This window comes from Paenibacillus sp. LC231, from assembly GCF_001860525.1.
In the GTDB taxonomy this organism is placed as follows: domain Bacteria; phylum Bacillota; class Bacilli; order Paenibacillales; family Paenibacillaceae; genus Paenibacillus_AQ.
Genome location: NZ_JFOM01000026.1, coordinates 431,607 through 453,589 on the forward strand (window position 1 = coordinate 431,607; position 21,983 = coordinate 453,589).

The window sequence follows — 21,983 nt, forward strand, 5'->3', positions numbered from 1 at the left end:
GGAAGGAAGACGAGGCGGCAACCCATAACGTCTTCCTTTTATTTTCGCTTTCGCCATTCATTGTCTCCTGTCACCGTCCAATCTTGGTAAGAACAACCCGCTCGTTCCCCGACAGGGAAACTGAGCGGCAACAACAAAGTACATTCCCCCTAGGTCAAGGTACCGCCTCCTAGAACTAGGCATACGATGGAGTACTTAATTATGGAGGGAATGAAAAAGATGAATGCTTTACCTTTGCCTCAAGCCTTCGTAAGCCCATCGTATCCTTATTACCCTTGGCAACCCTATCAGCCTTATCGATTTCACACATATTACGTTATGGGTTACCCGCCATTGTATCCGTCCTACTATAGCTATGAGCGGTTTGGTTCGTTGCATGGTCAGGTAATTAAGGACCACGGAAGAGAGCCGTTTGTAGTCAACATCGATCAAGTAACGAAACAGAACAACACGTACCGTACCGCTTTGTGGACAGGGGAACATTTCCAAGTCACCGTGATGAGCATTCCAGTTGGGGGAGACATAGGTTTAGAGGTACATCCTGCTACGGACCAATTCATTCGAATCGAAGAGGGGCAAGCACTCGTTCAAATGGGGGATTCCAAAGATAGTTTAGATTTCGTAGCAACTGCTTTTGATGATTATGCAATTATGATCCCTGCCGGAAAGTGGCATAATCTAACTAATACCGGAGATAAGTCGTTAAAAGTTTACGTCATTTATGCGCCCCCGGAGCATCCGTTTGGTACCATTCATGCAGCGAAAGCGGACGCAATGGCGTCCCATGATCATCTACGTTAGTAATTAAGCTGTCGACGCAGATGGTTTATTGTCCTTCCTAGCGTCGATCAACACTATGTGCTGAGATCCGTGTAAACCTAATTCATTCAGTGTCGACACACCAACACGAGCCGCGTCAATCTATTTACCGCGCTAATCTTAGGTTTAGTGAGGTAAAGAAAGTTGGGTTGAAAAAGTCAAGGTTTGATGTTACTGGTCAAAGATTAGTGCGGTAATTTTATCACAGAAACCCTTATACATCAAGGGCTGAGGCCCACTCAGCGTGACGTTCCTCCTATTGCTGACGGAGAAGAAGGTTTAGTGCAGAAGCGGCTGATCTTGTTGCAGCAATCAGCCTCCTTCTGCTGTGATTACTCCCCAGGCTTCGTTGTCATTAAGCTATACAATTTTGTGTGTGGCGGAAACTTGTCAGTAAATGGCACAAGGGAACTGCCGACCTTCATCAGACCATTCCCGGCGTCAACATTAGTGATATAGGAGAGTTGCGGGTCGGAAATATTGAGAAGCTCTGCAAGTTCCATCCGGTCGGTGCTGGCCTGATTCAGCATGACAATAAATTCACTATTCGCAAGCATGGTGCGGGCCGTATGACTTTGCAGCAGGTCGTCCACATTTTGTGTAATCCCCGTACAAAAAGCGCCATATTTTCGGACTCGCTTCCAGAGCGTGAACAGAAAGTTGGCGCTGTATTCATGTTGAAACAATAGATAAATTTCGTCGATGAAAATGAACGTATTTTTGCCTCTCGCACGATTTTGCGAAATCCGATTCAGGATGTTATCCAGTACCACCAGCATGCCCATCGGAAGAAGCTGTTTGCCAAGATCAAGAATATCGTAGCAAATGAGCCGATTATGAACATTGACGTTAGTCGGCTTGGCGAACGTATTCAAACTGCCAGAGGTAAACAGTTCGATGGCTAGCGCGATGTCCTGCGACTCCGGTTCTGCTTGCTTGAGCAGTTCCGCGCGAAAATCCTGCAATGTCGGCGGCTGTCCCTTATAGTTGCTCTGCAAATACTTGCGGTACACAGCAGCGGTACAGCGGTCGATGAGCGACTTCTCCTTGGCTCCAAGCTGATGTCCTCCGATCAACTGCTCGCACAACGATAGGACGAATTCCGATTTAAGAATGATTGGATTGGCTCCGTCGCCATAATCCCGGTTCATATCCATCGCATTGATATGGTTCGGCGAAGTCGCTGAGATATGAATCGTCTCGCCGCCCAGCGCATTCACCAGCGCCGAATACTCGCGTTCCGGATCGATCAGGATGATGTCGTCATCGCTCGCCAGTATCTGGTTGACGATTTCTCGCTTCGCGGTGAAGCTCTTGCCGGAACCGGATACGCCAAGGATAAAACTATTTCCGTTCAGCAGTTGCTTTCGATTGGCGACGATCATATTTTTGCTGATGACGTTTTGCCCGTAATAAATGCCGTCTGGATGCATGATCTCCTGCGCCCGAAACGGGATAAAGACAGCCGTACTTTCGGTCGTGAGCGTCCGCAAAGCATGAACCTTTCGCAACCCATACGGCAGCACCGTATTCAGACCTTCCATTTGCTGATAAGAGAGCGTGGAAAACTGGCACAAATGCTTGCGGGCCGTAGTGAGCAATGTCTCCGTATCGCTATCGAGTTGTTCTTTACTGTCCGCGACATGCACCATCGTAAGTAGTCCGAACATCATCCGCTGGTCGCGCGTGGTCAGGTCGCTGAGAAATTCTTTGCTCTCTTTGCGCTGCTGCTCCATGTCGTAAGGGACGACAGCAGAAAAGTTGTTGTTGCGATTTTGCCGCCGCTGCCAATTTGTAATGTTCGTCTCCACGCCGAGCAGGCGGTTTTCCACCTCGCGGACAGCTTCATCAGTCGGGATCGGGATGACATCAAGCGACAGCAGCAAGTTGCGGTTCAAGTCGCACAGTTCGGCTACCATGCTGTCCTTGATGTAGCTGGCGTAATCGCGGAGAAAGATGACCCGACCGTAGTAATGGCCCATCCGAAAATGATCTTTTGCAAACTCGAACGTGTCCGGGCAAATATAATCTTTGAAGTCGTGCCCTTTGCGCATCATCTCCTGCATGTCAAATCGAAAATCGGCTTCCTCGCCAATCCGAAAGAAGTCATGCAGAATACGCAGGCGGTCAGTCGCATCAAGTTCGGTACATTTCGAACCGAGACGGGAGAAATGCGCAGTCAACTCCGTGCCGACCCGCGCGAAGTAATGGCGGGCTTCATCCACGTTCTTTTTAAAGACGGAAATGGTGATGTATTTCTCTTGAATCGTTCCATTGGTGTTGCCGCCTGTCGCTTTGCCCAGTAACATATCGTTGTACTCTTGCCGATACGCATCCAGCTCGTCGTGCTGGAGCGGAATGAAAACAGAACGTTCCACATCTGCCTGATTAAGCCGACGATTGTGAATCGTAATCTTCGTCGTCGCGCCGCTGTCAAACGAATTGAGCAGTTCGGAGTAGGAGAGGAACATCGTCTCCTTGTCCTCTCGCGATGCGACAGCGTAGTTGATGTCCGCGAAACGGAACGACTTCGAGAATTTGTTACCGACAGCAAAAATCCCGTCCAGCCAGATGACGCGAATCGGGATCGCTTGTTGCACGCTTTTCGGGATAACGAATCGTTCCTTGTCCTGCTTCATGGTGCGCTTGAGCGTCTTAATCATTGCGCTTCATCCTTTCTTGCTCGTGCTTGTGCAGTCTTCCTTTCAGCGCTTCGTAGTACATGTTGGTCGAGCGGAAAACGAGCCGCCTTGGCATCAGGAACTCCGACTTCACATATGCCCACAATAGTTGCTCCGCCGTCATACCGTGATAGCGGATAAATCCGAGCGCGGCACAAGGGGCCGCTCCCAAAATGCACATCCAACTGAGCGTTTCCAGCCCGAAATGACTGCGCAGCCCGAAGTACAGTCCAATCGCCGCGGCGACCGCCAGAACAGAAAAAAAGAACTGCCGCAAGGACAGTCCGAAGAACAAGCTTTCCGTATAGTCCCGGATTTCCCGGTTAATTTTCACTTCCATTTAACCACATCCTCCGTTTGAGGTGTTCCGATTCGGCTGCCGCTTGTCTTAGCCCTCCGATTTGCATGATGCCGACTTTTTCGATGTTGAGAGCGATTCATCGGCGGGAAGAGGATCGGTCAGCAGCGCCATGACCAGTTGCGCGCCATCCCGCATGCCTTGCAAATACATGCGTTCATTTTCCATCGCCCGTGTTAAATGAGCCTTGTCCTCCCATTCCAGAAACACCGGGTGGGGCATGTTGCCGCTACAATCGACCATCGCTTGATTAGCCCTACTCTCTTCCTTGCGATACATGTTCAGTTCGGGGTCTCTTTCAAGTTGAGCCGCGACATGATCCAATCTCCGCTGAATCGCTTGTTGAAACCAAGACGGGAATACCATCGCCTTCTTCCTCCTTCGCCTCTGCGTTATCGCTAATGCTGCCCGCGTCCAGCGTTCTTTTCATGCAGTCGGACGATCAATTGATCGATCGTTCGGCTTTGCGCCTGAACCGCCTCATTTTCAGCCAGAGGGATTCCTTTTTCTAACGATTCGATCCCAAGTTCGTTTAATCTTCGGCGTTCCGCTTCCAATTGCGCCAGTAATCGATTCATCGGTTAGCCCTCCATGTCTGCGTGGAGTGGTGTCTTACGATGACTGACAAGTTGAATGCCCTCCATTTTAATGCGAAAATCGGTTTATTTTATTTTAATTCGAGTTTCGCATTAAAACAACGATGCACTCACGTACAATTTGGCTTGTAAGGTGGGTGCATGTCCATGAAGCATCGTAAAGAACCGCCGGGCGACAAAAATATAATCGGAACCCGTGTCGTCGCCCTTCGCAAAGCGAAGAAGATGAAACAGAAAGAATTTCTCGCCAGATTGCAAACGGTGGGGCTCGATATCAGCCCGACCAGTCTGTCACGGCTGGAAGGGCAATACCGACTTGTCCAAGATTACGAAGTCGTGGCGATCGCCAAAGCGCTGGACGTGTCTGTGCGAGAACTGCTGGGCGAAGCGTCGGAATAAGCCAATCAACGAATGAAGAAGATGCGCGAAGGTGTTGCGGCGTTACAGTCCCATCATTTCGCGCACGATGCGATCCGCCATTTTCACCGTACCGACGAGAACGAGCATGTTGAAAATGAGTTCCCCGATATAGGTCCATACCATTGTGACCGCACCTGCCCCCTCATCGACAGCCGGGGGAGCGGTGGCGAAGGCGGAGTAGATGATGCACGCCAGTACAATAATCGCGCCTTCCAGACAAGCTGCCGCGTATCCTTTCAGGAACGACTTGCCGATGTTTTGGCTTGGCTCCCCCGCGAATGCGGACAGCGGAACGGGGGCAATTGCCGTATATAAATAGATACGGAAAAAGCGCCCATACACCGAAAGGATCATCACAAAGGATAGTACTGTAATGAACAGACTACCAAGAATGGTGACGATCCACAGCGGAATGCTTTGCCAGAAGCCAACGTCTTCAATCGCTTGCGCAATCGTATCCGGCAAGGCCATTGCCTCTGACGTTCCGAACCCGGAACGTCCCATCATCGTCGAGATGATCCCCTGTACAATCGTAAATAGAGCCATCATCAACTCCAGCCCATAGGTTACGACCGCTTTCGCTAGCACAAAGCGGATAAACAGCTTTACGGCCATCTCCGGCTTTTTCACTTCCGCAAAACTGCCGGTCATCTTCACAACGCCAATCACAAAAAACAAGACCAAAAGCGCCAGTCCCGTAGCTTGCAGCGCACCGTGAATATCGATAATCACACGCCATACGCCGCCGCCCTTGAAATCCACTGGCGATTGGGTAACAAGGTGCCAGATTTCATTCATCTTATCGTTCCAGGTATCCAAGGCATTTTCGAGATTGTCGATAACCCAACTGTTTTTTGCCATATTCTCACCCCTTCCGTAAACGGGGAACAGACGAATCGTCCGCCCCCTTATGCAAAGCTTCAAGCTCATCCGGCAATCAGGGTAAGAATTTCCTTCGTAAACGTAATAATGACCCCTCCAGCGAGCGTCAGAAACCCGTTTGCACGCTGGGACGGGTCATGAGACTTTAGCGACAACCCAATCTGAACAATGCCAAAACCGAGAATAATCATGCCGATCGCACGGATTAAACCGAATATGAAGGTGGATAGGTTGTTGATTGTCGTCATCGGATCGCCCTCTGCATAAGCGGTAGAGATGAATACGGTTCCCGTTAAGATCAGCATGACGTACAGGGCCAGCAGCCGTTTCATTTTGAATTTCAAGTTCATCATTCCCCTCGTAAAAATAGCGCCTCCACTTCTTCTTCCGACAGAAGCTCGTAATCCCCGTTTTCATGGAGGAACACGGATCGCCAATCCAGAGCCTGTTCCGTTCCGCCATGCTGGTAGGGAAGACCGTTGCCATCTGTCGTGAGCGAGACGTGGGGATGCCTTAGCAAATCATATTTGTCGTCCTGGACTGGACGTTCGCCACGGATAAAGAGCAGGGCATAGCGGTTATCCAGCAACCTCACCTCATCAGGCGTGAGCAATTCACGGCCTGACTGCTGGTAATTGATCGAATAACTGCCGCTTCGCCCCTTGCTCTGGCCGTAGGTATTGGTGTCAATCGTTTCCTTGCCGAGCAACTCGGAGACGTATTTGTGGGTGGACTGTTCGTTGCCGCCCAAGTACAAAAATTCATCGCAGTTGCCCACAATCGATTCCCATGCGTCCTTGTACAGCGCCTTGAGCTGCGCTAAATTTTGCAAAATGATGGAGACGGAAATTTCCCGGCTGCGCATCGTGGAGAGCAGCTTATCAAATTCGTCGGGAAGCGCCACATTGGCGAACTCGTCCATGACAAAGTGAACATGAATCGGGAGACGTCCGCCATGCCGATAGTCCGCCTCGTACATCAGGCATTGAAAAAGCTGCGTATACAGCATGCCGACAATGAAGTTGAAACTACTGTCGTTATCGGGAATGACGGCAAACATCGCCGTCTTCTTCTCACCCATAACGGACAATTCCATTTCGTCGACCATGCTTATCCCCACAATCGTATGCAGGTTGAACTTCTCTAACCGAACGCCGAGACCAATCAATATCGATTTAGCCGTTTTCCCCGCCGCCAACTTAAAAATGTTGTACTGCTTGACGGCCAAATGCTCCGGGTCGCGCATGGCCAGCCTTTCAAACAACTCGTCGAGCGGGCTTTGGTACGTTTCGTCCTCCTCCCGCACCTCCGCAGCAGCAATCATTTCCATGACCATTGGGAAATTTTGCTCCTCGGGCGGCGCTTCATATAGAAGGTACAGCACAAGCGCTTCCAGCAAAGCTGTCTCGGAACGCTCCCAAAAGGGGTCGTTTGTATTACTGCCCTTCGGTGTCGTATTGCGAATTAGATTGGTGACCAGTTTGAGAACGTCCTTGTCGTCTTGCAAATAGGCAAAGGGATTGTAGCCATGCGAACGGTGCGGATTGATTAGGTCCAGCACCTTGATATCGTAGCCTTTGGACTTGAGCAGATGCCCGGTATCGCGCAAAATCTCGCCCTTGGGATCGAGCACGACAAAGGACGTATGCGCCTGCATCACGTTCGGCTTGGCGTAAAACCGCGTTTTGCCGGACCCGGAGCCGCCCACGACGAGAACGTTCAGGTTTCGGCGGTGCTTGCGGCCGTCCAAGCCGATGCGAACCTGCTGTGTCAATATTTTGTTTTGCTCCGGCTGTTTGCTTCGGTATTTTGAATGAATCTGTCTGGCTTTGCCCCATCGCGCGCTGCCGTGCTCTTCGCGCCGCCGATAGTTGCGCGGCGACGCCAAATAGATGCCGACCGAAACGGCGTAAATGAGCGTAAACAGCAACAAGCTTCGTGGCGTATCATCGGCCCATTGAATCTGAAAGGGATGATAGATCGCTTCGCTGAGATACAGCAGAAGTACGGGTAATCCCTTGGACAAAGCAGGAGCGGCAAGCAGCGCCGCCCATACGACCGGAATATAAAAAACCACAAAGAGTAAAAGATTACTCCTTGCGGTTTCAGCGCGCCGCATGATGACTCCGGCGCTTTATCTTTCGATATGGGGCGTCAATCGCTTTCAGCAGTAAATCGTCAACAGGATCGGTCGACCGCTGCTTGCCGATCAAATCGTTGCGCAGCGCATTCAAGGCGTTGATGACAATGCCATGCTCGTAATGATCCATGCTCAGAATACGTTCTTCCTCTTTCATCGTCCTTCCTCCCAAGAAAAAATGAAGGTAGCTCCATGCGCCATTAACGGGCCGAATCGCTTCGACTCGGTTGCTGCTGCCGCTGCTGGGCCAGCATACGGTGCATACGACGGGAAATGTCGTGCGCCGCATCCTTCATCACCGTCAGCTCGGCGCGGATTTGCTGCGGCTCCATATCCTTGAGCCGTTCGGACACCCGGCCAAAGCGAAAGGAAGCCGTCTCGACGCCAAACTTTTTGCTAAGCATATACGCGGCGCAGTAAGCTTGAAAGTTAGTATCAGAACGGCTGTAGTTGTTATGGCCGCGATCGATTTCCGCATGCACCAGTTCCTGTGCGAGTGCTCGAAAAATATCACCGGCCCCAAGTCCACGGCGTATCACGATGTTTCGCGTATCCGGCTGATAAAGCGCATGTACTTCCGCAGGCAGGGCATCTCCAATCGTAATCGGCACAGGTGAGCGGTCCATCAACGCCTTTATGCGTGTGCGATCATCCGGGTAGATTGGCGGCTCCTTTTTCTGCGCGGTTGTTTGCGCAACGTCGAACATCTTCTTGGGGTTGTAGCTGATCGCGGTACTCCCATCTTCCCGCTTGTATTCCTCACCTGGCTCCATGATGTAAAAGCCGGTTTCCTTGCGACGGATATAGACGCCTTGTTCCTTCCAGCTATCAAAATCGGCAATGCGGGTGGCATCCGGGCGCTGCACCAGAATAAGCAGCGCATTAGCGACGCTGTAGAGATCAAAACGGCTTTGTACGTCCAGATAATGCTGAAATTGTTCGCCGTTTTGCGCAATGGCGGCTGTGGTAGCGTCAATCGTCTCATACGTCCACTGCCGCAGTTCTTGCTTTTTTTGCGCCCACGCTTCTTTGTCGAACGGCTGCTCACGCTGAGCGGAGGTAGTAGTGACTTGAGGCTGGAATAACTCGTCCAGTTCGCTCATTTCGATTTCCCTCGCTTTCGACTCCCTGTCGTCGGGACGGACGCTTTACTGCTGGACGCCGCCTTCCCGCGATCTCTGCGCTTAGGCAACGGCGGCTCCTGCTCCCGTTGCCGCCGTCTTGTCTCTGCTGCCCGGTTTTCCTCCCGAATTTCACGCAGCAATTGGCGGACGGACACTTTTTCCTTTGGCTTTTCGGGGTTAATCGTAACCTTTTCGTATGCCGCGCTGCGCCCGGAGGTAGGCGCGGACGGAGAGGACTGTTCCGTTGTCCTCTCCTCCTGTGTCGGCGGGAGGGGAAGCGGACGATCCGGTTCCGTTCGCTCGGCCTCCCGCTCCTCGGCCGCCGGATGATCGGTTCCCTGCTGCTCGTTTACCGGAGGAACCCCCTCCGGCGGTTCGGGCTTTCCCAGCAGTTCGTCCAAAAAATCTTCGTTCACTGCCCCCTCGTTTGATGCCGGAGATTCGCTGGTCCCACCCTCGGGCCCTGCCAAGACTTGCTCCAGCTCTTGCACCGCCCCTTTACTCTCGTCCGACTGCTTCTCGCTGCGGGACTTCACAATCTCCTGCTTGATACTGGCCGTATCTACGGTCGCCAGCTTGAAGCGCTCAACGATCCGGTTGATCTTGGACGCATCCTCGGCCCGCACCATTACGTCGCACAGCCCGTCCACATTTTTCTTGTCACGCAGCGCGCAATAGAGGACACCATACCGCTTAGCTTCTTTGCAAAAAGTCGGCAAGTCTTCATTTCGTACTGCAAACACCTTCAGTTCCTTGCCGCTGCGCAGCAAGCTTTCCAGACGAATGCGGCCTCTTGTTCGCTTTTGCCCTTGCAGGGCGGCGAACAAATAAACGGCCAGATGCTTCGCGCCTTCGCCGGAAATTTTCGCCATGACTTCAATGCCACGGAGACTCATGCTGACGACCTGATCGGCCGCCTCGGTTCCGCTGCTCATGGACATTTGCCTCCCTTCGTGTCGATTGGTCTTCCTCGTTACGTTGCAGCTTGTTTACCAGTTCGTCGGATCGGGCAAGAATGCCCGTACAAAGCCTCACCTCCTTTCGGAGCTTCGCAAGCTGACGGGAAAGCTCGGCGATTTGCGATTTATACGACTCGATTTGCTCGGGATGTTGGCAGCGGCGAAGCCGGTTGTACAGTATTTTGCGGGAGCCGTATCCTTGTTTCAACTCCGCTTGCAGCCCAGCATGATAAGCTGTCAATTGCGCCGTACTGGAAATGCGATGGCGACATAACAGCTTGGTTTGCTCCGTGATGGCCGTCAGGTGTCGCAAGTCTTCACGCAATAAAAAAGACGTCCGTTTGAGGGACACGCGGGAACGGGGTAGAATACCCATCTTGAATAAGTAACGCAGATACAAGGCTTGCAGACCACTAAATCTACGTCCGATGTGTAGGGTGCTGCGAACGATGACGGCTCGCCTGCGCCGCGGCAACGGCACTGGTGGCTGACGCTGCGGTAACTGGTTTTGCAGAATGCGTTGCTTTATCGCATGCTCCGTGTATTCGTCGCCAAGACTGCGCAATCGAACAAACCGCTCTTTGCCCGGCGGGCGTACAGCCAAATGCTTTACGGTCGACTTCATTTCATAACCCTGCTTTTGAAGGATCGCGAAGAATTGCGTCATCGTCATGGCAGCGACGATAGCGGCGTCGATGTCCTCGCGAATCAAGCCGCGCCAGGTCGGCTTGTTTTCCTGTTCCGCTCGCCACTCGCCATAATGCTTGGTCTTGCCCGGTTCCGGCTGCTCGATCACCGATAAGGCATGCTCCCGGCACAGTCGATCGGATGTTTGCCGCATAAGAGCGTAAGAGGCTTTGTTATCGTAGTAGCGCTTACCGTCCAGAAACGACACCGCATTAAGTACGAAATGATTGTGCAAATGCTCCTTGTCCAAATGGGTCGATACAATGACCTCAAAGCGCTCTCCCCATAGCTCCCGCGCCAGCTTGACGCCAATGGCATGCGCCATTTCCGGCGTCGTTTCGCCCGGTGCAAACGCCTGATACCCGTGAAAAGCCACAATGCCATCGGTCTTTTGAAATTGTCGTTTGGTTCGCTGCATTTGCTCATAAGCGGTAAGAGGATCGCAATTGATCCCGCTCACGTAAAGCTGCCTTTCCGTTTTGGCATCCGCGCTGGTATAGGCGAGCACCTGCTGCAAACCCTCATTCTCGACGCGCCTTTCATCAGTCTTTTCAGGATTAGTCGCGTAATCCAGCACGCGCTTGAGGCGGTCGGTAACGTCCCATATTGCGGTTGTCGCCATGTGTGCTGTGTCCCCTTCACGGTGGATGTACGTTAGGATTTCCTTGCGGCTCGGTTCTTGGTTCCGGTGCTGTCACGGCCTGCTGAATCTGCTGGACAGCGCGGCGCAAGTGGTCTGCTTCCTGCTGAAATGCTGTTCGATCCAGATGACCGGTCGCATGGGCCTTCGCGGCCAATTGATTAAGGTTATTGCCAATAGCGTGCAGCTCACGCATCAGCGCGAAATAGTCCGGTGGCGGCATCGCCTTCGGGACATAGCCATTAATCAGAGATCGAATATAACCTTCCTGTGAAAGTCCGGATTTTTTCGCACTCGCTTGGAGTCTTGCGTTTTCATCATTGTTCACCCATACCTGAATGCGAACCGCTCGTCTTCTCATCATTTTCACTTCTTTCTTCAAAAGAAATGGCCCGAATGAAAATGCAAAATGGCTTCTGCCGTTTCTGAAAAATACCGGTCATTGTTGGAACCTATATTCTTGATAAAACAGCGTGTTGTTGAGGTAGGGGTATTAGGGGCTTGCCCCTAACAAGCGAATTTGGGAGACCAAATTCAGTGCTTGCTGCAACACGAGACATTCGTCTCGCGTCGCCCTTCAAGGCACCTGCCGGGAAAAAGGGGAGAGGCATCGAGACGACAAAAGACGCTGATCGCTCAGCGTCTTCACGCGAAACATTAAGGTGGTTAACCTCCGAGCCGACTGTCAATACTCCTTTTGTCGATTTTCCGGCATACATCTTCCATCACCGATTGATGATCCAATTATCGAAATGCTTCTTCGCGTTTTTTTCGATAAACCTTCAAGTCTTCATTAATGTCTTTCCCGATGGGCGGCTCGTCGGAAATCGCGTAAGTTGGGCCGAGTAATTGTTGAATCATCGCTGCCGCAGAATGGCCCGGCTCATCGTTGTCCAAATGAAGCACTAAGCGCTCCACTTCCGGGTAGCTTTGCAGATAGTGGGTGAGTGCTGCCGGGGCAATGCCCTCATCCTTATTTTCTTTTGGGCTGTATATCCCGGCCAACGACAGTTGATGCGATTGTCTCCAGTCTTTCCCTGCAATTGTCTCAAGGGTGCAGTAGGATAAAAGGTCAATTGCACTTTCGAACAAATGCAGCTCGATGCCGTTGTCATCGGCCGGTATAGCGAACGAATACCGTTTATCGCTGCCTTGCGCTTCGCCCATATATCGGGTTTTGGTTGTCCCGCGTATCGCCGCATAGCGCGGAGTGCCTTGCAAATCAAACCCAACAAAAATCGCGTTGTGGTACATTCGGCTTTCGTACAGTCGTCCCGTTTTGAGACAAAAATCGATTACATCGCGAGCAATGCCGCGATTGGAGAGATAAGCGACGACGCGATTCGAAGTCTCATACGGTTCGGGTAGCTCCAGCCGCGCATTTGAAGAATCTTGCTGGAGGGCAGGAGTAGCTGGAGCCATGCGAACAGGTGGATTATCGTCAATTTGCAGCACCGCATCGGAAAACGACATGCCTCTTACTTTAATAAGGTAGTCTAGTGCAGAACGACCGCCGATCCCCCTAGACCACCAGAACCATTTACCGTTGGAGATTTTTAGGCTGTCATGGGTTCGGGTCGAATAGGCGTTGCGTGAGCAGCGAACCAGTTCGTATGGTTCAAAACATTGTAAATAGCTGAGCAGATCCCATTGCTTGGCACGTTCAATTTGCTCTTTGCTCACATAGCTCACGGTCGCCACTCCTCCTTGCGTACAAAAGAAAAGGCCCGTTGCATGATTCGCAACGAGCCGTCTGTCTTCCTGTACTTTCATGTTCGATTAGGCAATTCGCTTATTGTTGGAGAGGACGAAGCGCACGAACGGACTCCTCTGTCAGTCCTGTCGCCTCGGAAACCGCACTCACATCCAGCCCCATTTCCAAAAGCTTGATTGCTGTCGAGCCGCTGCATCCTGACTTAAAAATTCCAGCGTATCCATGGCTTTTTTCAACATCGGCTCCTTCATCGTCAACACCTCCCAATTTGATTTGTCCTTACTTTTTAAAAACATCAACCAATTCACAAGACCACCGTCATCCAGCTGAATGCTTTTCTTATCCAATTTTGCCAATTCAATCACACGGATCTCAATATCATCGAGTAAGGAGATTCCCGTATGATCCTCACGCAAATGAAACACATTGTGGTAGCGATCATTCGGCAAACTGTCATAATTCAGTATATTAATGGTTACGCATTTCTGAAGCATATTGTAATTGCCGCCACGAGGGATTTGATGATAGTACATCTCAGACCAATAAAATAACGTTCGTTTTTCCATATGATAAGGGTTGAACAATTGCATTTCGATATTCAGCAGCTCACCTTTGGCGGTGCGGGCCTTAATGTCCATGATCGACTGCTTATCGTCAGGACTGTCCGGCTCCGTATAAGGGTTCAGCAAGATAATTTCCGTCAGCGGAGGCTCTCCTGCCTCACGGAATGTACTATTTAAAAAAGCAAGGAGTACATCCCTGTTGTGCTCGCTTCCAAAAATACGCTTAAAAATAATATCCACTCTCGGATCAAGCAAGTCCTGCATCGGCAATCCCCCTTCTTTATCAGTATACCATTTTCGATTCATTCCATAAATGATGTTCATTTCCAAACGGAACAACGAACATTCCAACGCTCGCTCGTATTCTGTAAACGTATGAAGCGATCAGCGATCACGATTGACAGTCTTTCGTTCCTGCTGCTCGAGTTCTTCATCCGACACGCTGTCCACGGCTTCGTTTTCCCGTTTGTCCATGTTCAGCAGCACATTTAACTCCGCGAGCCGCGCGGACTTCGTTTGCAGTTCCTGTTCTTGTTTGAACGGTGCCTCGATCTGCTCCTTCGCCGTTACCATCTGTTGCTTGAGTGTTGCTAACTGCTCACGGCAATAGGCGAGCTTATTCGGCAAATCCGACAAGGTATTGTTTATTCGACTCATATTGCCGCCTGCGTCCGGTCCTAACGTAATCGTATGACCCAATGCGCCGCGCAGCGTCACCTTGTATTCCTTTGCAAAGCTATCAAACGATAGCCATAAAGAAAAGCCCATGTAACTGCCTGCTTCCTGCGGATCGGGAGAGGTCATGCCCTTACAGGCTTCCAGCAGGGCAGCGCCCGCCGTAGCACGTTCCGAGTACGTGTAATCCTTGATGGTCATACCGGGAAAACGGGAATCGTCGTTGCTAGCCTTTTCCGACGCTTGGGCGCGCATGAACAAGGCCACGTCCTGCTCATACCCAGCAATACGTTCCTCCGTTGACTTGATTTGCTGCGGCAGCATTTTGAGCAGCCGATCCTCAAGCGCATAACGCTGGCTTAAATGATTCGCCTTGAGCAGCTTGAGTTTCGACACTTGGATGTCGAGGTCCATCTTCTCCTTGATGTACGGATTGCCGGTCGCCAGCGCCTTGACTTCGGCATAGGACAAAGCCGTTTCATCAATGTCCTCGGCAGACCGAACCGGCGATTTACTGGTCATGATCTGCGAGATAAACCGTTGCTTGTTTTCCAGCGTTTGATAAAGGTAAGCGTCAAACGTGTTCTCTGTGACATAGCGGAAGATGTGAACCTCGCTGTTCTGGTTGCCTTGCCGAATAATCCGCCCGCTGCGCTGCTCCAGGTCGCGCGGACGCCACGGACAATCTAGGTCATGAAGCGCGATCAACTTGGTCTGGACGTTCGTTCCCGCGCCCATCTTAAACGTCGATCCAAGCAGCACCCGAACCTGCCCCGTTCGTACTTTCGCAAACAGTTCCTTTTTCTTTATCTCCGTGTTGGCGTCGTGAATGAAGGCGATCTCCTCTGCCGGAACGCCTTTCTCCGTCAGTTTTCGCCGCAGCTCGTCATACACATTAAAGGTTCCGTCCTGCTTAGGAATGGAAAGGTCGCAAAAGACCAGCTGAGCGAGCCGCTGCTCCCGACTGTCGGCCCATTGCAGATAGACGTTATCCGCGCAGGCGCTTACTTTGCTGCCTTCGTCATCGGGCAGCATGGCGTTTGCCAGCCGTTGATCGAGGGCCAGCTTGCGTCCGTCGTTGGTGATCTTGAGCATGTTGTCTTCATGCGGCTCTACTCGCTTCGCTCGCACCAGTTCGGCGCGGCTGGCGAGATCCGCGACCATCTCACGCTGAAAATCGCTCGGCGGAACAGCGACGTTGTGAAAGTGGGCTTTGGGAACCGGAAGCTGGAGCATATCCGCTGTCTGAATGTCCGCCACTTCCTTAAAGACATTCATCAGCTCCGGCAAATTATAAAAACGGGCAAACCGCGTTTTCGCGCGATAGCCCGTTCCTTCCGGTGCCAATTCGATGGCGGTAACTGTTTCGCCAAATGTCGAAGCCCACGAATCAAAGTGCTGCAAGCCTTGCCCGCGCAGTCGCTCGTATTGCAAGTAGCGCTGCATCGTGTACATTTCGGTGATGGAGTTGGAGATCGGCGTACCCGTGGCAAAAATAATGCCCCGTCCTTCGGTCAATTCATCCAAATAGCGGCACTTGGCAAACATGTCCGATGACTTTTGCGCTTCGGTTTGCGACAGCCCGGCGACGTTGCGCATTTTCGTATAAAGGAACAGATTTTTATACGAGTCTGCTTCGTCGACGAATAATCGATCGATGCCGAGTTCCTCGAAGGTGACCACATCATCCTTACGGCTCGCGTCGCTCAACTTCTCCAGCTTGACCTGCAGCGTCTTCTTTGTCCGCTCAAGCTGCTTGATGGCGTACCGCTCGCCCTTGGCTTCCTTTAGCTCGCGGATGCCGCTTGTGATTTCGGATATTTGCTCGTAAAGCTGCTGCCGCTGGCGCTCCGCCGAGATCGGAATTTTTTCAAATTGCGAGTGGCCGATAATAATCGCGTCGTAATCGCCGGTGGCAATCCGTGCGCAGAACGTCTTCCGGTTCTTCGTTTCAAAATCCTTCTTGGTGGCGACCAGCGCGTTCGCGGACGGATAGAGCATCAAAAATTCCGCCGCCCATTGCTCGGTCAGATGGTTAGGGACAACCAGCATGCTTTTATTGCACAGGCCCAAATGCTTGCTTTCCATGGCTGCGGCGGTCATCGCAAAGGTTTTGCCCGCGCCGACGCAATGGGCAAACAGGGAATTGCCGCCATAGAGCGTTCGGGCAACCGCATTGACCTGATGCTGCCGCAACCGGATTTCCGGGTTCATTCCGGTGAAGCGAATATGACTTCCATCATATTCGCGCGGACGGATGGAATTGAACCGATCATTGTACAGTCGCGTGAGCCGCTCCCGGCGCTGCGGATCTTGCCATATCCAGTCCCGAAACGCTTCCTTCATGGCTTCCTGCTTTTGCTGTGCGATAGCCGTTTCCTGCTTGTTCAGCACCCGCTTTTCCACACCGTTTTCAACGGCCGTATCGAATATCCGAACATCCCGCAGATTCAGCGTATCTTCGAGAATTTTGTACGCATTGATGCGATTCGTACCGTAGGTGACATTTGCCTTAATATTGTTACTGCGATCATCGCTTTTGCCTTTGACGTTCCAGGCTGCTGTGTAGCCAGAATACATCACGTTGATAGCGGACTGGTACATGTACGGCGTATCCACCAGTTCGAAAATGAATGCCCGAATAACTTCCGGCGGTAGCCAGGTTGCGCCCAGTCGTACATCAATCTCGGAAGCGTCCAAGTCCTTCGGCTGCACGGCTTCCAGCGCTCTAACATTTTCAGCGTACTGCTCGGCATCATAGGCCGCAAAATGTTTGGCAGCACGCAGCTTTTCACGCACATTGCCCGATAGATACGCATCCGCTGTTTCGTATATCGGTTGTCCTTCTTCGTCCAGATTTTCAGGATTCGGGAAGATCACGCCGCGAAGCTCCTGCACAAGCCGTTCCTGCGCGAGTCCGGTCAACTCTGCCATATACGGCAGATCGACGCGAGCTTTCGTACCGATGGAAACCGCCAGCGCCTCCGAAGCCGTATCCACCTGTTTGATGTTGGCGCGTTGCCTTATGGTACGCTTCGTGAACATGTCCGCCTTGCGTAGCAATCGTCCTTCTTCATCTATGACTTCCAACGAACAGAGAAGGAAGTACGAGCTGTCATCCGAAAAGGCAAGGCTATTGGCGCGACTGTTAATCAGGCCGTATTGCGCTGTGAACCGTTCATATTGCGTATCCAGCTTGCGCTGCTGCTCCCTTATCGCTTCGTCGCTGTAATCCTCGGTTTGGTATTCGATCAGTTCGCGCACCGTGTCCCGAAGCTGAATCATGCCCTTGATGCGGCCGGACGCGGTTGCCGATGTTTCAACCGGACGCATTCGGCTGTTTTCCCGAAAATAGATACGTCTCTCGACCAGCGCAAAGCTGAAATTACGAACGGACGGGTCGGCAGGCAAGGAGGTTTCCTCCTCCTCCGGCTGTTCGTCCCGTTCCAACTCGACCCACTCCGCATGGATGTTTGCCAGCGCCTCGCGCAACAACTCGCCCATAGGAGCGTCTGGGTATGGCCGGCAGGTCGTTTCCTGCTGATTGCCGTACATCCGGTCGTCAAAGGCCATCGTGCCAAGCACCATATCGGGGCGAGCTGCAAAGTAAGCATTAACTGGAACACCGTCTGCTGTCTCACCTAGCGCAAGCCATTCCTCGGTTTGCTCGCTTACCGCCACCATACGGTCCCTTTTTTGTAAAAACAAAATGTCGGCGGTCACTTCAGTTCCAGCATTGGCCAGAAACGCATTGCTAGGCAACCGTACCGCACCAAGCAGCGCGGCCCGTTCTGCGATGTATTTTCGGACAGTTGGGTTTTGTTTGTCCATCGTCCCTTTCGACGTAATGAAGGCGACAATGCCGCCTGGACGAACCTTATCCAGCGTCTTCGCAAAGAAATAGTCGTGAATCAGAAACTTGTGCTTATCGTATTTTTTATCCGCTACGCCGTAGCCGCCGAATGGTACGTTGCCAATGGCGAGATCAAAAAAGCTATCCGGCAAGCTGGTCTGCTCGTAGCCGCTGACGGCAATCGACGCCTGCGGGTAGAGCTGCCGCGCAATGCGTCCGGTGATGCTATCCAGTTCAACGCCAAACAACCGAACGTTGGCAAACGACTCCGGCACTAAGCCGAAAAAGTTTCCAATGCCGCATGAAGGCTCCAGAACGTTGCCGCTGCGAAAGCCCATACTCTCCAGGCATTCGTACATTGCATTGATGACGACCGGAGATGTGTAATGGGCATTCAATGTAGAAGCGCGGGCGGACGCATACTCCTCTTGGTCCAGTAAATCTCGCAGCTCCGCATATTCGGTTCCCCATTGCGGATTCTCATCATCAAATGCTTGCGGAATCCCGCCCCAGCCCACATAACGGGCAAGCACGGCCTGTTCGTCCGCAGTTGCCTGACGGTTATCCTTCTCCAGTTGCCCGAGCAGCCGAATCGATTCCACATTCCATTTGTACTTGGTTTTCGCGCCGCCATGTCCCAATTCGTTATCCGTGATCCGGTAGTTGTTGGCCGGTGCCGATTCACGCCGGATCTCGATCTCGGGCGTGGCAGCGGAAGGAGCAACGGGAGATATCCTGTCCCCCTCATCATGTGCCGCTTGCTCCGGTTCGTCCACCAGTTCCGTGTCCCATTCCGTTTGTTCCGAATCCGATTCCCGCTGGCCGGAAATCAGATGATCGTTCAGCGAGTTCTCGCGCAGCATGCGCTCGAAATCCCGGCGATTCATTTCCTGCATGAATAACGGAAATTGAACGTCCTGCAGCACAACCTTTCGCGACTCCAGTTGCGCAATTTCGTATTCGTCCGCACCGATAAAGACTTTGCTGCCCTCGGTATACCCATAGTGCGCCCGAACCCGGTTGGGCATTTGCTGTGATTCATCCGGCTGCAATTCCGATAGCGGCAGATTGTGTTCCGTCTTTTCCGCCGCGCGCTGCCTGCGCTTCTCCTCCTGCTGCTCGGCATAGGCAGGCAATCGTTCTTCTTCCTGGCGGTTTAGATAGCGGTTCGCTACCAGCAGCTCGCCAATGCGCTTTTGCACCTTGATCCACGGCAACACAACCCGAACATCCGGGTTCATAATGGAACCGCGTGTCAGCGTAATTCCCTTACTATCGTGATTTTCATGAATATCGGTGCCGATCAGAGCAGGGAGGCGTCCGCCAGTGCCATATTCCCGTTTCAGAAAAACAGCATTCTCCTGCGTCGATAACGACTGTTGAAAAAATAGCGCGATGCGAAGCTTTCCGTTCTCAAAACCACTTCCACCTTGCAGAACAGCGTCGATGGCCGCTTGAGGAAGTGAAAAAGCGGAGGCTTTTTCGTCCTCCGCTTGCTTCATCCATAATGTTTGCTGCTGAATAGAAGGCACCGATTTATGAGCAGGATCAAACTCGTTAAGGAGAATCATGCTGGAAAAATGTCCGGCAATAACCGACCAATCGTAAAAGCTCTGCGCCGTCCGATGCTCTGTCGATCCCGTCCAAAGATGCAGTACGTTGCGGTACGGCTCAAAACCGGCCTTTATGTCATCATCTAGTGTTAACTCCGTAATTCCCGGAGGGAACAGACTGCGTATATACAGCGTTCGTTCCCGATCTTCCTTATGCACGTCGAAAAAGGCTTCGATAGCCGCCTTGCTCTCGGAAAGCGGCGCGGCGCGAAGCATATCGTTGATGATCGCTTGGTCATGAAAAAACGGAAGACTTCTGTCCTCCGTTTCCCGGTCGTACCATTTTAGTGATAGATCAGTTCCGTGAGAATCAGTTCCTCGGCCTGTTGTTTCAGGCTGTTCATGTGACTCGTCCAGCCCATCGGGTCGGTCGCCTTGTCCGGGGCCGGATGCTGCCGGATCAGTTCCTGCATCGTCAGGTCGATCTGCTCCCGCGCTGTCCGATCGATGTCCGCCAGATGCCGGGTCAGTTGCTCCGACAGCATCAGGTGAGCGTAGGTTCCCTTCCGCTCCTCCTTGAGAAACGTCTTGCGCAACATCCCATATTTCCCGATGCTCATCGGTTCGGTCAGCGTCAGGTCGGGCAGCAGGTAATCCCCGCTCGGCGTGTAGGTCAGTTCCATGCTCCATCATCCTTTCGCGTGTTTTAGCTTCATTGTGCGGCAAGGATTCTGGCCTTGCAACGGTACGGCTCGCCTGACGCTCTTTTTTTCGCTGCTCGTCGCGGTGCATCGCCCGAACGGTGGATTCAATCTCGCGCAGCATCGTTTCAGCCACGTCGCTGATCGCCGCGCCCAAATGTGACAGTGCAGGGAGTGTATTGAAATAACCGACGCCGGAAAGATCGTCAACACTGATGTAATGGGAGGGTTCCAATCCGCAGCGTGTCAGCGCCATAAAGGCGACCGCGTATTGAGCGGCTTCTCTGAACAACAGTTCCACATGCGGCTCATCCAGTTCTTCCAGTAAGCTGTTGTCGCGCTCGGCTACCAGCATCCGCACGTAGTCGGCGCTGTGATCCTCCACCGCGTTTCGGGCAGCGGTCAACAGCACTTCGACCAGTTCCATCCCCGGCCCCGGTTCACTACCAAACGCATTTTCCAGCGTTTCGATGACGGCCTCCGTATCCGGCTCCTCCATGCGCCACAGGGAGACGGGTTGTCGGCTTCGGCTCTGCGTGTCCGACACATCGAAGACATGACGCAGCCCCAAATGACTGCCCCGATCCTCGATCAGCGCGATGCCTTTTGCGCCGCGCTTTACCCATCGGTTTAACCGTTTGTTCCATATTTCAATTGAAGCACAGGCTGTAGCATCGGGACGCTGCGCGTAGATCAAAAGTTGATCCTGAAACGGATACTTATAGTTCCAGGCCGCCGTCCGCAGAAAATCGGCCCAGCGCTCGGGGTGATCCGAAACCGCATGGGCCGTACTGGCGGCAAGCTCGGCCACTCGCTGCAACTTGGCTGTCAAAGGTCGCACCTCCTCATACGAAGGTAATTTGGTTCGTCAGGCGAATGCCTTCCTCGGAATATCGGGGCGTGAGCCGGATAAGTCCGTTTTGCTGAAGCCGATGCAGATTGCGACGGACAGCAGAAGCGGAAAGACCCACCTCTGCCGCAAGCCGTCTGGATGAAAGCAGTACCGTGCCGTTTCGTCCGCCTGCGCGATCCAGCAAATAGCTGTACAGCAGCTTCGCAGCAGGCGGAACCGATACGCCGGCCAGCAGCCGGTAACGGGCGAGATCATTCATAGAAGTACGTCCTCCTATCGTTCCGGCTCCGGCTTTTTCTTTGGCGCGGCGGGAGTTGAAGGCTGCTGCCGATGCTGTTCCGTCAGACGCTCGGGGCGGGCATAGCAATACAAGTAAAAATTATAATCTCCGGCAAAGGGAAAACAGCGCAAATAGTAACGATGTTCCTGTGTTTGCATGCAAAAACCGTACACATCCTTACTCCATCCACCGGGGATGAGAGCCTCCGGGTGCTTACTGCAAAATCTGAGCATCTGCTTGCGGCTTTTAAGCACACCCTGTTTTCCAATGGCTTGAACGACCTTCCCCAGTTCCGCTTCAAAAGCAGGGGTCTGCAAAGGAGAACTCCGGGTAAACCAGGACACCCAAAACTCCTCACCCGAGCGGCCGAAATCGCCGCGCAGATGGCCGATGCAACCACGCTGTATATTATCCTCGGCAGAACCGGAATAAAAATAAGCCGCATCCTCGGGTGCGGCGCTTTGAAGCTTCTCCATCTCTATTCC

At 52.4% G+C, this 21,983-nt stretch carries 18 protein-coding genes and 1 pseudogene; 2 read left to right on the plus strand and 17 right to left on the minus strand.

All coding sequences use genetic code 11. The features are described from left to right. Positions 1–210: 210 nt before the first annotated feature. Entirely contained in the window at positions 211–801 is a 591-nt protein-coding gene (locus AK95_RS19065; protein ID WP_038700137.1) for a cupin domain-containing protein, read from the plus strand. A gap of 350 nt (positions 802–1,151) precedes the next feature. On the opposite strand, the gene AK95_RS19070 is transcribed toward AK95_RS19065, so the two are convergent. From AK95_RS19070 to AK95_RS19085, 4 genes are read right to left on the minus strand one after another with little or no spacing between them, the layout of a single operon-like run. Then, positions 1,152–3,482, minus strand: coding sequence for a VirB4-like conjugal transfer ATPase, CD1110 family (locus AK95_RS19070; RefSeq protein ID WP_038693817.1), 2,331 nt, complete (start codon positions 3,480–3,482; stop codon positions 1,152–1,154). Continuing rightward, the gene (locus AK95_RS19075; RefSeq protein ID WP_038693815.1) at positions 3,475–3,840 is read right to left on the minus strand and encodes a PrgI family protein; all 366 of its coding nucleotides are present in this window, start codon (positions 3,838–3,840) and stop codon (positions 3,475–3,477) included. The genes AK95_RS19070 and AK95_RS19075 overlap by 8 nt, the downstream gene beginning before the upstream one ends. A 48-nt stretch (positions 3,841–3,888) precedes the next feature. Continuing rightward, positions 3,889–4,224, minus strand: a complete 336-nt coding sequence (locus tag AK95_RS34880; protein ID WP_038693813.1) for a hypothetical protein — start codon at positions 4,222–4,224, stop codon at positions 3,889–3,891. A gap of 32 nt (positions 4,225–4,256) precedes the next feature. After that, positions 4,257–4,436 carry a hypothetical protein gene (locus AK95_RS19085; protein ID WP_038693811.1) on the minus strand — a complete coding sequence of 60 codons (180 nt, stop codon included), beginning with the start codon at positions 4,434–4,436 and terminating at the stop codon, positions 4,257–4,259. A gap of 165 nt (positions 4,437–4,601) precedes the next feature. On the opposite strand from AK95_RS19085, the gene AK95_RS19090 reads away from it, so the two are divergent. Next, the gene (locus tag AK95_RS19090) at positions 4,602–4,853 is read left to right on the plus strand and encodes a helix-turn-helix domain-containing protein (protein ID WP_038693809.1); all 252 of its coding nucleotides are present in this window, start codon (positions 4,602–4,604) and stop codon (positions 4,851–4,853) included. A gap of 42 nt (positions 4,854–4,895) precedes the next feature. Here AK95_RS19090 and AK95_RS19095 read toward each other — a convergent pair whose 3' ends face one another. From AK95_RS19095 to AK95_RS19155, 13 genes and pseudogenes are all read right to left on the minus strand, one after another. Next, positions 4,896–5,735: a VirB6/TrbL-like conjugal transfer protein, CD1112 family gene (locus AK95_RS19095; RefSeq protein WP_038693807.1), complete on the minus strand. Its 840-nt coding sequence runs from the start codon at positions 5,733–5,735 to the stop codon at positions 4,896–4,898. Between the two features lie 65 nt (positions 5,736–5,800). Beyond that, positions 5,801–6,106 carry a hypothetical protein gene (locus tag AK95_RS19100; RefSeq protein ID WP_038693806.1) on the minus strand — a complete coding sequence of 102 codons (306 nt, stop codon included), beginning with the start codon at positions 6,104–6,106 and terminating at the stop codon, positions 5,801–5,803. Next, on the minus strand, positions 6,106–7,875 hold the full coding sequence (locus AK95_RS19105; protein WP_071221479.1) for a VirD4-like conjugal transfer protein, CD1115 family: 1,770 nt from the start codon (positions 7,873–7,875) through the stop codon (positions 6,106–6,108). The genes AK95_RS19100 and AK95_RS19105 overlap by 1 nt, the downstream gene beginning before the upstream one ends. Next, positions 7,862–8,053 carry a hypothetical protein gene (locus AK95_RS19110; RefSeq protein ID WP_038693802.1) on the minus strand — a complete coding sequence of 64 codons (192 nt, stop codon included), beginning with the start codon at positions 8,051–8,053 and terminating at the stop codon, positions 7,862–7,864. Before AK95_RS19110 ends, AK95_RS19105 begins: the two co-directional genes overlap by 14 nt. Before the next feature lie 43 nt (positions 8,054–8,096). Then, complete coding sequence (locus tag AK95_RS19115) at positions 8,097–8,999, minus strand: hypothetical protein (protein WP_038693800.1); 903 nt, start codon at positions 8,997–8,999, stop codon at positions 8,097–8,099. Beyond that, positions 8,996–9,955: a PcfB family protein gene (locus tag AK95_RS19120; RefSeq protein ID WP_071221480.1), complete on the minus strand. Its 960-nt coding sequence runs from the start codon at positions 9,953–9,955 to the stop codon at positions 8,996–8,998. The genes AK95_RS19115 and AK95_RS19120 overlap by 4 nt, the downstream gene beginning before the upstream one ends. Then, a complete protein-coding gene (locus AK95_RS19125) occupies positions 9,897–11,288 on the minus strand; it encodes a relaxase/mobilization nuclease domain-containing protein (protein WP_038693797.1) in 1,392 nt (463 codons plus the stop codon). The genes AK95_RS19120 and AK95_RS19125 overlap by 59 nt, the downstream gene beginning before the upstream one ends. A 16-nt stretch (positions 11,289–11,304) precedes the next feature. Then, complete coding sequence (locus tag AK95_RS19130) at positions 11,305–11,670, minus strand: plasmid mobilization protein (protein ID WP_235613156.1); 366 nt, start codon at positions 11,668–11,670, stop codon at positions 11,305–11,307. Positions 11,671–12,050: 380 nt separating this feature from the next. Further along, positions 12,051–12,998: a DUF3991 and TOPRIM domain-containing protein gene (locus tag AK95_RS19135; protein WP_071221481.1), complete on the minus strand. Its 948-nt coding sequence runs from the start codon at positions 12,996–12,998 to the stop codon at positions 12,051–12,053. A gap of 100 nt (positions 12,999–13,098) precedes the next feature. Further along, positions 13,099–13,847 (minus strand): annotated as a pseudogene (locus AK95_RS19140) (Rpn family recombination-promoting nuclease/putative transposase). A gap of 120 nt (positions 13,848–13,967) precedes the next feature. Beyond that, positions 13,968–21,197, minus strand: a complete 7,230-nt coding sequence (locus AK95_RS35235) for a helicase-related protein (protein ID WP_071221482.1) — start codon at positions 21,195–21,197, stop codon at positions 13,968–13,970. Positions 21,198–21,210: 13 nt separating this feature from the next. Continuing rightward, positions 21,211–21,477 carry a helix-turn-helix domain-containing protein gene (locus AK95_RS19150; RefSeq protein ID WP_071221483.1) on the minus strand — a complete coding sequence of 89 codons (267 nt, stop codon included), beginning with the start codon at positions 21,475–21,477 and terminating at the stop codon, positions 21,211–21,213. A 14-nt stretch (positions 21,478–21,491) separates the two neighbouring features. Continuing rightward, entirely contained in the window at positions 21,492–21,974 is a 483-nt protein-coding gene (locus AK95_RS19155; RefSeq protein ID WP_071221484.1) for a hypothetical protein, read from the minus strand. Between the last annotated feature and the right edge of the window lie 9 nt (positions 21,975–21,983).

Bases quoted from the DNA above. Each gene is read 5' to 3' on its own strand.
- AK95_RS19065 (WP_038700137.1), top strand. From the start codon at position 211: ATGAAAAAGATGAATGCTTTACCTTTGCCTCAAGCCTTCGTAAGCCCA.
- AK95_RS19070 (WP_038693817.1), bottom strand. From the start codon at position 3,482: ATGATTAAGACGCTCAAGCGCACCATGAAGCAGGACAAGGAACGATTC.
- AK95_RS19075 (WP_038693815.1), bottom strand. From the start codon at position 3,840: ATGGAAGTGAAAATTAACCGGGAAATCCGGGACTATACGGAAAGCTTG.
- AK95_RS34880 (WP_038693813.1), bottom strand. From the start codon at position 4,224: ATGGTATTCCCGTCTTGGTTTCAACAAGCGATTCAGCGGAGATTGGAT.
- AK95_RS19085 (WP_038693811.1), bottom strand. From the start codon at position 4,436: ATGAATCGATTACTGGCGCAATTGGAAGCGGAACGCCGAAGATTAAAC.
- AK95_RS19090 (WP_038693809.1), top strand. From the start codon at position 4,602: ATGAAGCATCGTAAAGAACCGCCGGGCGACAAAAATATAATCGGAACC.
- AK95_RS19095 (WP_038693807.1), bottom strand. From the start codon at position 5,735: ATGGCAAAAAACAGTTGGGTTATCGACAATCTCGAAAATGCCTTGGAT.
- AK95_RS19100 (WP_038693806.1), bottom strand. From the start codon at position 6,106: ATGAACTTGAAATTCAAAATGAAACGGCTGCTGGCCCTGTACGTCATG.
- AK95_RS19105 (WP_071221479.1), bottom strand. From the start codon at position 7,875: ATGCGGCGCGCTGAAACCGCAAGGAGTAATCTTTTACTCTTTGTGGTT.
- AK95_RS19110 (WP_038693802.1), bottom strand. From the start codon at position 8,053: ATGAAAGAGGAAGAACGTATTCTGAGCATGGATCATTACGAGCATGGC.
- AK95_RS19115 (WP_038693800.1), bottom strand. From the start codon at position 8,999: ATGAGCGAACTGGACGAGTTATTCCAGCCTCAAGTCACTACTACCTCC.
- AK95_RS19120 (WP_071221480.1), bottom strand. From the start codon at position 9,955: ATGAGCAGCGGAACCGAGGCGGCCGATCAGGTCGTCAGCATGAGTCTC.
- AK95_RS19125 (WP_038693797.1), bottom strand. From the start codon at position 11,288: ATGGCGACAACCGCAATATGGGACGTTACCGACCGCCTCAAGCGCGTG.
- AK95_RS19130 (WP_235613156.1), bottom strand. From the start codon at position 11,670: ATGATGAGAAGACGAGCGGTTCGCATTCAGGTATGGGTGAACAATGAT.
- AK95_RS19150 (WP_071221483.1), bottom strand. From the start codon at position 21,477: ATGAATGATCTCGCCCGTTACCGGCTGCTGGCCGGCGTATCGGTTCCG.
- AK95_RS19155 (WP_071221484.1), bottom strand. From the start codon at position 21,974: ATGGAGAAGCTTCAAAGCGCCGCACCCGAGGATGCGGCTTATTTTTAT.